Genomic DNA, 9,833 nt, shown 5'->3' on the forward strand with positions numbered 1-9,833 from the left:
AGTTCTAATGGTTGTCCCTTGTTCATAGGCTAGTCTCAAGCGATGTTTCGAAGCTTTCGAAGCGGATGGAGGGACAAGTCGAATGAATGATCAAGTCAAAGGGCAGAAGCGTCAGGAAGTAAAGATGCTGAACCGCAAGCTGCTTGAACTAACCGGCGTATTGAACGTAGAAAGCTTCGACAGTGAGGAATTTTTGCTGGATACGGAGCTTGGTTTCCTGACGATTAAAGGGCAGAATCTGCATATTAAGCATCTCAACCTGGAACAGGGTCTTGTAGCTATCGAAGGCTACGTCCATTCACTCGCCTATTTGGACGGAACCGGCACTTCGAAATCCAAAGGGCTTTTCGGGAAGTTATTTAAGTGACGCTGAGCATGCAATGGTTCACCATGGCGATGATGCTGCTCTCCGGCATCGGCATGGGGGCGGTGTTCGACGGCTACAGAGTCGTATCGAACGAGCTTCGCTTTCCGAAGTGGTGGCTTCCCGTGCTCGACATGGTGTATTGGCTGGCCGCGGCTCTTATTATCTTCCGTGTCTTGTACGCCAGCAACTACGGCGAGGTGCGGGCGTATGTGTTTGTTGGCTTGCTTGTCGGCGTTCTGAGCTACTATTGGCTCTTCAGCAAAGCTGTCATTGCCATCGTCAAATGGGTGATTGAGGCATTCCGTAAGCTTATCCGCTTCGTGCTCAGATGCTTGGATTTGCTCATTGTGAAGCCTATTATTCTACTGTACAAGTTAGTCAAGGTAATTGTTGGAATTGGGACTGCGATCACTATTTTCGTCTTCAAAATTGTGTTACAATTACTTCGTCCATTTTGGCTTTTGCTTCGCTGGATGACTCGCCCGCTTACTCGTCTGCTGGGACGCTGGCTGGGGCCGATCGTCGAAAGCTGGCAAATTCCTTCGAGATGGAAGGAATTTAGGGTACGATTAACGAATGTATGGAAAAGATGGTTCAAGCGGGAGTGATGGCCTCAAGCTTTTCGGACCGACCTGAAGGAGGGTGTAAGCAAATGGCAGCAGCCGCAGCGACGGGCAAGACGATAATCAGCGCCGGTTCCAGACGCCGTATTCGGATCTGGGGGATGGCCTGTGTTCTATTTATGTGCTGGGCAGCTTATACTTTCATAGGGCAATGGAACGAGCAGAAGGTGATGGAGACGAAGCTTTCCGCGGCCCAGAAGCAATTGGAAGAAACGACTGTGCAGACCAAAGGGCTTCAGCAGCAGATCGAAAGGCTGAACGATCCTGAATATATTGAACAACTCGCAACAAAGGATCAAGGGATGGTTAAGGACGGCGAACGGCAGATTCAAGTCGTCAAGTAGAGCGGCTGTATCGAAATAGACGCTGTAAACGGGTGAACGTCTGTTGACCTGCCTTCAACCGTTCGGTTATAATCACGGTGTGAGGCTAATTAGCAAATATCTTAGGGAGGAACATTTTATTTTATGGCAATTGAAGTGGGCGCCAAGTTAGAGGGCAAAGTGACAGGCATTACGCATTTCGGGGCATTCGTCGATTTGTCGGGAGGTGTCACAGGGCTCGTTCACATCTCGGAGATTGCCGATAATTACGTCAAAGACGTGAAGGATCACCTGAAAATTGATGACATCGTCAAAGTTAAAGTGATCAACGTCGATAAAGACGGTAAAATCGGACTTTCCATTAAACAGGCAGTTGACCGGCCGGAGGGCCAACAACCGCCGCAACGCGAACCGCGTCCAAGTGGTGGAGGCGGCGGAGAACGTTTCAACCGCGGAGGCGGCGGCGGCGGGCAAGATCGAGGCGGACGTCCCTTCAATAAGCCATCTTCTGGCAGACCGTCTTACGGAAAACCGTCATTCGAAGATAAAATGTCGCGCTTCTTGAAAGATAGCGAAGAGCGCATCTCTTCCTTGAAGAAAAACACCGAAGGCAAACGCGGCGGACGCGGAGCCAAACGGGTATAGATCGGTTTTTTATACAATCCTATGGAAAGCAGAACCCAAGTGGTTCTGCTTTTTTACTGTCTTCAGAGGCATTGCCGTACGATTTTGGCAGAATAAGAGTCTCAAGTCTAGAAAATATGGGAAAATTTTCTGAGGAACTTCGCTATTACCGACAGCGTGAAGTCATCATTCGTCAACGAAAAAGAGGTGCCATCGACGGTTTTTGTTGAAGCGGGCCAGGTGCAAACAGTCAGTGATCGCCGTTCAACTCCGCGCGGGGCAAGCGTTTCCACGCTGGCGACAAGCAATGCGCAGGTAGACCATTTTGTCGGAAAAAACTTTTGAACAGGCTACGTTAAACTGACAAACTTCATACGGACAACCTCCTATAATGAGAAACACAATAAAGTCGGAATGGTGGTGTCGGGAAGTGTACAAGGAGAACGTAGTAGTATTTCCGGGTGGAGAGAGCAAGAAGGCGGGTTGGGGACGAGCGTGGCTGCGCAGGGGCGGGGAATGGGCATCTTCGCTTCGGTTCGTACAATTGCTGCTGGCCAAGAAGTGGACGTTCCTGCTGGTGCTTGTCGGTTTCTTGCTTGGACGGGCTGTTATTCTGGAGTCGCTGATGCCGTTTGCCGCCGCTTATTTCGCTGTCATTTACTTTATGCGCAGAGACGTGCATGCATGGGTAGCGGTCTCGCTAATTGCCGGAAGCTGGTTTGCGGCCGTTCCTTCTCCGATGTGGATTGCAATGGAAATTGCCGTACTGTTTCTTTTATTCAAAGGACTGGAAGCTTATGAAAAAGCAGAGTTGTCGTCAGCGCCGCTGCTTGTATTCGCCGCCATGCTAATCGTTCAGCTATTTTCCGTATTTATCGGTGATTCTCTAAGCTGGTACAACTTTATGATGGTCGTCGTAGAAGCGGGGCTTGGTTTCGTTCTGACGCTAGTGTTCATTCAGGCTATTCCGGTGCTTACGATGTCGAAGAAGACGGCCACGCTGAAAAATGAAGAAATTATATGCCTGATGATAATGCTTGCCTCGGTCATGACGGGAGCGGTAGGCTGGGTCGTCTACGGCATGTCTGTCGAGCATGTGATGTCTCGCTATATGCTGCTGCTGTTCGCTTTGGCGGGCGGTGCACCTCTCGGAGCTTCGGTTGGCGTCGTCGCCGGATTGATTCTGAGTTTGGCCGATCTGACGGCTATTGTGCAGATGAGCCTTCTCGCCTTCGCAGGTCTGCTTGCCGGCCTGCTGCGGGATGGCGGGAAGATGGCGGTCGCCTTCGGGATGCTGCTTGGAACCTCAATTCTGGCCATTTATGTAGGCAGCCAATCTGACGTCATGTCCTCCACTTGGGAATCAGCTGCCGCCGCCATTCTGCTCATGCTGACGCCGAAGGTGATGATTCGGACGATTGCCCGCTATGTGCCGGGTACGAACGAGCATGCGAAGTCCCAGCATGACTATGCGAAACGGGTGCGGGAAGTGACAGCGGAGCGTGTGTCGCAATATTCTGAGGTGTTCCGCCAGCTTTCCCGTAGCTTTGGGCAGTTCAGCGGTGCTTCTTCCGCGTTAAAGCGGGAGGAGGAGCTTGGCCATTTCATGAATGCTGTAGCGGAGCGAAGCTGTCTTAACTGCCATCGCCAGAATTCGTGCTGGGAGACGAAGTTTTACCATACTCATCAGATGATGACGGATATGATTACGAGTGTGGAGGAAGGAAGGACGCCTTCTGCCAAGTCGATGCCCCGTCAGTGGACCAGTCACTGCGTTAAGCCGGCTCAAGTCATTGGAGTGATGGAGCAGCAGTACGAGCTTTATAAAAATAATATGCATTGGAAAAAGCAAATATTCGATTCCCGTCAACTTGTAGCGGAGCAGTTGTCGGGTGTGTCTAAAGTCATGGAGGACTTGGCCGGCGAGATTAAGCGGGAGGGTCAAACGCTTCACTTGCAGGAGGAGCAGATCCGGGAAGCATTGGAGGGACTGGGACTTTCCATTCAGGAGATTGAAGTGATCAATTTGGAGGAGGGAAATATCGAGATTGAGCTCTATCATCATTTCTCTCAAGGCTATGACGAGTGCCGCAAAATCATCGCGCCGCTGCTCACTGATATATTGGGTGAGCACGTAGCAGTCAAGTCGGAGCGTGCTTCTGGTAAAAGCGGTGAGCCAACGCTCGTCATCTTCGGTTCAGCCAAGGAGTATGAGATTGAGACGGGCATTGCCGGCGCGGCGAAAGGAGGCGATTTGCTGTCAGGCGACAGCTTCAGTATGCTGGAGCTGGGCAACGGCAAATTCGCGGTAGCGATAAGCGACGGCATGGGCAACGGAGAGAGGGCCCGTGAGGAAAGCAGCGCAGCTCTCTCCATACTACAACAGCTTTTACAATCTGGAATGGACGAGCAGCTGGCGGTCAAATCCGTCAATTCCATTCTGCTGCTTCGTTCCTCTGACGAGGTGTTCGCAACTGTTGATTTGGCTATCATTGATTTGTATACAGCAAAGACGATGTTCATGAAGATTGGTTCTACGCCAAGCTTTATCAAACGGGGGAACGAGGTTATTCTGGTAACGGCCAATAATTTGCCAATCGGCATTCTGCAGGAAATCGATGTCGATACGATCTCGATGCAACTGCAGCCTGGCGATGCGCTCATCATGATGAGCGACGGCATCTATGATGCGCCAGGTCATGCGGTCAACAAAGAGATGTGGATGAAGCGGATGATCACGGAGCTGAAGACAAGTGATCCGCAGGAGATGGCGGATGCACTGCTGGAGACCGTCGTCCGGCATCATGAGGGCGATATTGCGGACGATATGACCGTGCTGGTCGCCCGGGTAGATAAGCATCTGCCTGAATGGGCGTCGTTCCGCTGGCCGGGCCTGACTCGTCTGGAGCGGCCGCGCACAGTAAGTTAAACGGATAACCTGAAAAAAGATACAACTCTTTCGGCATGTTGGGTGCGAGGGGCGCTCGGGATGCCGGAAGAGCTTTTTTTTGTCCTCTTAGCAGTCATGTATTATAGAAGGTTCCATAGAATCCGAAAATAAGAGAGAGCGAAGAAATACCGTTCTCCTTACAGGCTGTACATAATTTTTACAAATCTATTCGTTTATCCTCCTAAACAAAAGGCAAAACTGATAGAAACGATCGTTAGGAGGATGAACGAAAATGAAACAAATTTTGTTAATTACCGATGGCTGTTCCAATGTCGGCGTTAGTCCGGTGGTAGCGGCGGCGCATGCCAAAGCGGAAGGCATTGCCGTAAATATCGTAGGCGTTCTCGATTATGGAGATGTGGGAGAGCTGGGCGCAGCGGAGATTGAAGAGATTGCTAGAGCCGGCGGAGGCCTGAGCCGCCTGGTCAATACGAGACAGCTCTCGCAGACGGTACAGATGATTACGCGTAAAACAGCGATGCAGTCTATTCAGCTGGCCGTGCAGAAAGAGCTGAAGAACGTGCTGGGCAACGGCTCGATCGAAGCGCTGCCGCCGGATAAGCGGAGCGAAGTGGTGCGAGTGATCGATGAGCTTGGCGAGACGACGAAGCTGCAGGTGGCGCTGCTGATCGATGCAAGTGCAAGCATGAAGCCGAAGCTGCGGGCGGTAGAGGAAGCGATCCATGATTTGATGCTGAGCCTGCAGGCCAGACAGGGCGGAAGCGAGATTGCTGTGTTTCATTTTCCAAGCTCGAAGTACGGAGACGATTGTATGATGGATTTGGATTGGACAGATAACTTGTCCGGGGTTTCATCCTTATTTCCGAAGCTGCAGATGAATGGAACGACGCCGACAGGGCCGGCGATTATGCATGTTATTGATTTTTACAGACGCGGGGATTATGGTAGGAAGAGCAGAGATGAAACGGATGGGATGATGAGTGACTACGTCGTTTAAGATCAACCTCCGTCGCGGGATGGCGGTGACGGGCAAGTGGAAGCGGAACCGTTACCAGGTCGAGCGCCTGCTGGGAGAAGGGGCGAACGGCAAAGTTTATTTGGTTCAGCGGGACCGCAGCTGGTATGCCATGAAAGTCGGCGCGGATGCGGTAGACCTTCAATCCGAGATCAATGTGCTCCAGGCGCTGGCGAAGCAGGAGAAGCCTGGTGGCCGGAGCAGGCAGGACACATTGCCAGGCGGTGCAAACGGCGAACCGTTTCTGATCGACGTTGATGATCTTTACGGTCCGGACGGCCGCGAATATTCTTTCTATATAATGAGATATGTCAGAGGTGTGACGCTCTCGGAGTATTTATCGCAGAACGGCAAGGAATGGTTTCCGCTTGTAGGGCTGAATTTATTAAATAAGCTGGCTGCACTCCACTCCAAGGGCTGGGTGTTCGGCGATTTGAAAGTGGAGAATGTGCTGGTGGCCGATTACGGCTACGTCGAATTGGTCGATTACGGCGGGGCAACTGCAGCGGGCAGAGGCATAAGGCAATTTACTGAAATTTACGACCGGGGCTACTGGAATGCGGGATCGCGTTCGGCAGATGCGAAATATGACCTGTTCTCGTTTGGCGTTCTTTGCCTGCAGCTGCTTGAACCGAAGCGGCTGCAGCAGTTAACAACAGGCTTGCCGCAGAACCGGTCAATTGAGGAACTGCTGCAGCTTTCCAAGGAAAACGAAACGCTGAAGCCTGTATCAGAATGGCTGCATCGGGCATTGACCGGAGATTTCTGGGATGCTGCCGAGGGTGCGGAGGCTTGGCGGCTGTTGATGCACCGGCGCCAATTAAGACGGCGCTCTGATACGCCGGGCTGGCTGAAGGGACTCGCTGCCGTCTCGGCGGTGCTTCTGGGCGTCTCCGTCTATTGGCTGCTGAGAGGCGGTTTGTAACCTTTTTTAAAGGAGAGATACATAACAGAATGGGAAGCGGAGAAGATCGGCTGCTGCAGCAAGTGCGCAGCACAGCGGAGCAAGAAGGGCTATGGGCGAAGGGAGACGCTCTGATCGCCGCAGTCTCGGGAGGACCCGACTCAATGGCGCTGCTCCATCTGCTTAGCCGGTTGGCGGCCGAGCAGGATCTGACGGTTACTGTCGCTCATGTGAACCATGGGTTTCGCAAGGCGGAGTCGGCAGCGGAAGCGAAGATGGTGGAGCAGTATGCGGCACAATTAGGGCTTGCCTTCGAGATGACGGAGCTTGATATGCCCGCATATATAGAAGAGACGGGAATGAATCCTTCGGCCGCTTCACGGGAGAAGCGTTATGCTTATCTGTTGGAAACGGCAGAACGGCGCGGGGCCGCGACTATTGCACTAGCCCATCATGGCGATGATCAAGCGGAGACGGTCATGATGCGGCTGTTGCGCGGGACGGGTCTGACAGGTCTGTCAGGGATGGCAATAAAGCGCCGCGAAAAAAACGTGCAACTCATTCGCCCTCTGCTTCGTATGAACAAGTCAGACCTTATGCAATACTGCTCCGAGCATGAGGTGCCTTATTGCTTGGATAGCAGCAATAATGAGCGATACTATTTCCGGAATGTCATTCGGCTTGATGTCCTTCCGTATTTAACACAGTTTAATCCGCAGTTGTCCCAATCGCTCCGGAAGCTTGCTGATGTAGCAGGAGCTGAGGATGATTGGATGGAACAGCAGGCGGAAGAGCGGTTTGCAGAACTTGTAGCGTCCTCCCCCGGCGAATGCAAGGTTCGCAGCAGTGATTTGACCAGTCTCCCCGTCGCTTTACAAAGGAGATTGATTAAACTAATATTAAATTATCTTTCTAATAATACGGTTTCGGCCGCGTTCGAGCACATCGAAGCGATGCGGCTCGCCGCCCGAACCGATGCTCCGAGCACCTGGCGCTTCGATGCCGGAGCCGGAATACGATGCATGCGCGAGTACGAGGTTTTGCGCTGGATCCGCTCCGTAAGCTTTGCTTCTGGATCAGCGGAAAACAGCGATTACGAGTACGAGCTTGACCGTTCCGCCGAAAGCTGGCAAGTGTCGGAAGGCGGGCTGACGCTTGTTGCTCTGCATAACGGTCAGGTGAAAGCCAAGGGTCGAAACGAAGCCTGCTTCGATGCGGAGAAGGTTGTTTTTCCGTTGGTGGTGCGCAATAGGCGTCCTGGAGACCGAATTTCCGTATTAGGATTAAACGGCTCCAAAAAAGTGCAAGATATGTTCGTTGACGAAAAGATTGCTCCATCCGTAAGGGAGAGGTATCCGCTTCTATTTGATGCGGAGGGCAGGCTGCTCTGGATTCCGGGTATTCGAAGGTCCGGTCATGCGCTGGTTGACGAGGCGACGACGGAGTTCCTGTTCATCCGATTGGAAAACGAATAAGAAACGCTGTTATACTCATAAATATAAGGAAGTGTAGGGGGATATTTATTTTGCTTAACGATATTCAAGAGGTGTTGTACGACGAAGGGCAGATTCAGGCCAAGGTCAAAGAGCTTGGCGAGACATTGAGCCGGGATTTTGGCGGGCGGAATCCGCTCGTTATTTGCGTCCTCAAAGGCGCATTCGTTTTTATGTCCGACCTGGTGAAGAAAATGTCTATTCCGCTTGAGATTGATTTCATGGCCGTGTCCAGCTACGGACAATCCACGAAATCGTCGGGCGTCGTGAAAATCATTAAGGATCTTGACGCTTCGGTCGAAGGACGGGACGTTCTGATCGTTGAGGATATTATCGATAGCGGGCTGACGCTCAGCTATTTGATCGACGTGCTCGAACGCCGCAATGCCAAATCGGTTACTGTCGCTACGCTGTTTGACAAACCGGCTAGACGTGCGGTTGATCTGGAAGCGGACTACACCGGCTTCTCTCTGCCTGACGAATTTGTCGTCGGATATGGCCTCGATTATGCGGAGCAATACCGGAATCTGCCTTTTATCGGCATACTCAAGCCGGAAGTATACCAGAAATAGCAGTTCTAATAAGCGTTTCAGGGGCAAGCTTTCCTAAGGATCAAGCTCTATTGAGATGGAAAGTCATGCTATGGTAAAATATTAGAAGCGTCTTGAGAGGAGGTAGGGGATGAATCGGATCATCCGTAATACTGGATTTTATTTGATCATCTTTTTGGTAACTGTCGGGATTATCCAGTTTATCAGTAAGCAGAATGACACTACCGTTGGAATACGATACGATGAGCTTCGTACCGCCATCAGCGAGAACAACATCGAGAAGCTCACCGTCAAGTATGAGGGGTATACTTATTTTGTAGCTGGTAAATATAAAAAACCGCCTGTCGGCGCGAAAAGCGAAGAGCTTTCGTTCACGACAAGAATCGGCCTGGATGCTGGGAAAGAGATCATTGACGCACAGGGGCAGAATAGGTTCGAATTGGATTACAGGAAAATGGATACGCCAAGCGTATGGCTTACGCTCCTGACCTCCATTATTCCATTCGTCATCATTTTCGTATTATTCTTCTTCCTTATGAATCAGGCGCAAGGCGGCGGCGGCAAAGTGATGAACTTTGGCAAAAGCCGGGCGCGGCTGTACAACGAGGAGAAGAAGCGGATTACGTTCGAGGATGTCGCAGGTGCCGACGAAGAGAAGCAAGAGCTTGTCGAAGTCGTCGATTTCTTGAAAGACCCTCGCAAGTTTAATCTGGTTGGTGCACGCATACCGAAAGGCGTCTTGCTTGTAGGCCCTCCAGGTACTGGTAAAACATTGCTCGCCCGTGCAGTTGCAGGCGAAGCTGGGGTACCATTCTTCAGCATCTCGGGTTCGGACTTCGTTGAGATGTTCGTCGGCGTAGGCGCATCCCGCGTCCGTGATTTGTTTGAGAATGCGAAGAAAAATGCACCTTGTATCATCTTTATCGATGAGATTGACGCAGTTGGCCGTCAGCGCGGCGCCGGACTCGGCGGCGGACATGACGAACGCGAGCAAACGCTCAACCAATTGCTCGTTGAGATGG

10 protein-coding genes are annotated in these 9,833 nt (G+C 51.7%); all 10 read left to right on the forward strand.

Annotated features, from left to right (window positions below):
- The first annotated feature begins 82 nt into the window (after positions 1 to 82).
- Positions 83 to 367 (forward strand): sporulation protein YabP, encoded by a 285-nt coding sequence (gene yabP, locus TY10_RS27745; protein ID WP_042171273.1) that lies wholly within the window; start codon positions 83 to 85, stop codon positions 365 to 367.
- Positions 364 to 975 carry a spore cortex biosynthesis protein YabQ gene (yabQ, locus tag TY10_RS27750; RefSeq protein WP_042171275.1) on the forward strand — a complete coding sequence of 204 codons (612 nt, stop codon included), beginning with the start codon at positions 364 to 366 and terminating at the stop codon, positions 973 to 975. The genes yabP and yabQ overlap by 4 nt, the downstream gene beginning before the upstream one ends.
- Positions 976 to 1,019: 44 nt before the next feature.
- Complete coding sequence (locus TY10_RS27755) at positions 1,020 to 1,334, forward strand: FtsB family cell division protein (protein ID WP_042171276.1); 315 nt, start codon at positions 1,020 to 1,022, stop codon at positions 1,332 to 1,334.
- Between the two features lie 123 nt (positions 1,335 to 1,457).
- Positions 1,458 to 1,958, forward strand: a complete 501-nt coding sequence (locus TY10_RS27760) for a S1 domain-containing RNA-binding protein (protein ID WP_042171280.1) — start codon at positions 1,458 to 1,460, stop codon at positions 1,956 to 1,958.
- Between the two features lie 409 nt (positions 1,959 to 2,367).
- Positions 2,368 to 4,866: a stage II sporulation protein E gene (gene spoIIE, locus TY10_RS27765; protein WP_042171282.1), complete on the forward strand. Its 2,499-nt coding sequence runs from the start codon at positions 2,368 to 2,370 to the stop codon at positions 4,864 to 4,866.
- 253 nt (positions 4,867 to 5,119) lie between these two features.
- Complete coding sequence (locus TY10_RS27770; protein WP_042171284.1) at positions 5,120 to 5,845, forward strand: vWA domain-containing protein; 726 nt, start codon at positions 5,120 to 5,122, stop codon at positions 5,843 to 5,845.
- Positions 5,829 to 6,788 carry a protein kinase domain-containing protein gene (locus tag TY10_RS27775; protein WP_052350814.1) on the forward strand — a complete coding sequence of 320 codons (960 nt, stop codon included), beginning with the start codon at positions 5,829 to 5,831 and terminating at the stop codon, positions 6,786 to 6,788. Before TY10_RS27770 ends, TY10_RS27775 begins: the two co-directional genes overlap by 17 nt.
- A 29-nt stretch (positions 6,789 to 6,817) precedes the next feature.
- Entirely contained in the window at positions 6,818 to 8,242 is a 1,425-nt protein-coding gene (tilS, locus tag TY10_RS27780; RefSeq protein ID WP_042171289.1) for a tRNA lysidine(34) synthetase TilS, read from the forward strand.
- 50 nt (positions 8,243 to 8,292) lie between these two features.
- Positions 8,293 to 8,832 (forward strand): hypoxanthine phosphoribosyltransferase, encoded by a 540-nt coding sequence (gene hpt / locus TY10_RS27785; protein WP_042171291.1) that lies wholly within the window; start codon positions 8,293 to 8,295, stop codon positions 8,830 to 8,832.
- 109 nt (positions 8,833 to 8,941) lie between these two features.
- On the forward strand, positions 8,942 to 9,833 hold an 892-nt coding region (locus TY10_RS27790; RefSeq protein ID WP_042171294.1), incomplete at its 3' end, for an ATP-dependent metallopeptidase FtsH/Yme1/Tma family protein.

This window comes from Paenibacillus gorillae, assembly GCF_000513275.1.
In the GTDB taxonomy this organism is placed as follows: domain Bacteria; phylum Bacillota; class Bacilli; order Paenibacillales; family Paenibacillaceae; genus Pristimantibacillus; species Pristimantibacillus gorillae.

What these genes read in the sequence shown, in the direction of transcription:
- yabP (WP_042171273.1), top strand. Translation starts at nt 83, where the DNA reads ATGAATGATCAAGTCAAAGGGCAGAAGCGTCAGGAAGTAAAGATGCTG.
- TY10_RS27755 (WP_042171276.1), top strand. Translation starts at nt 1,020, where the DNA reads ATGGCAGCAGCCGCAGCGACGGGCAAGACGATAATCAGCGCCGGTTCC.
- TY10_RS27760 (WP_042171280.1), top strand. Translation starts at nt 1,458, where the DNA reads ATGGCAATTGAAGTGGGCGCCAAGTTAGAGGGCAAAGTGACAGGCATT.
- TY10_RS27770 (WP_042171284.1), top strand. Translation starts at nt 5,120, where the DNA reads ATGAAACAAATTTTGTTAATTACCGATGGCTGTTCCAATGTCGGCGTT.
- tilS (WP_042171289.1), top strand. Translation starts at nt 6,818, where the DNA reads ATGGGAAGCGGAGAAGATCGGCTGCTGCAGCAAGTGCGCAGCACAGCG.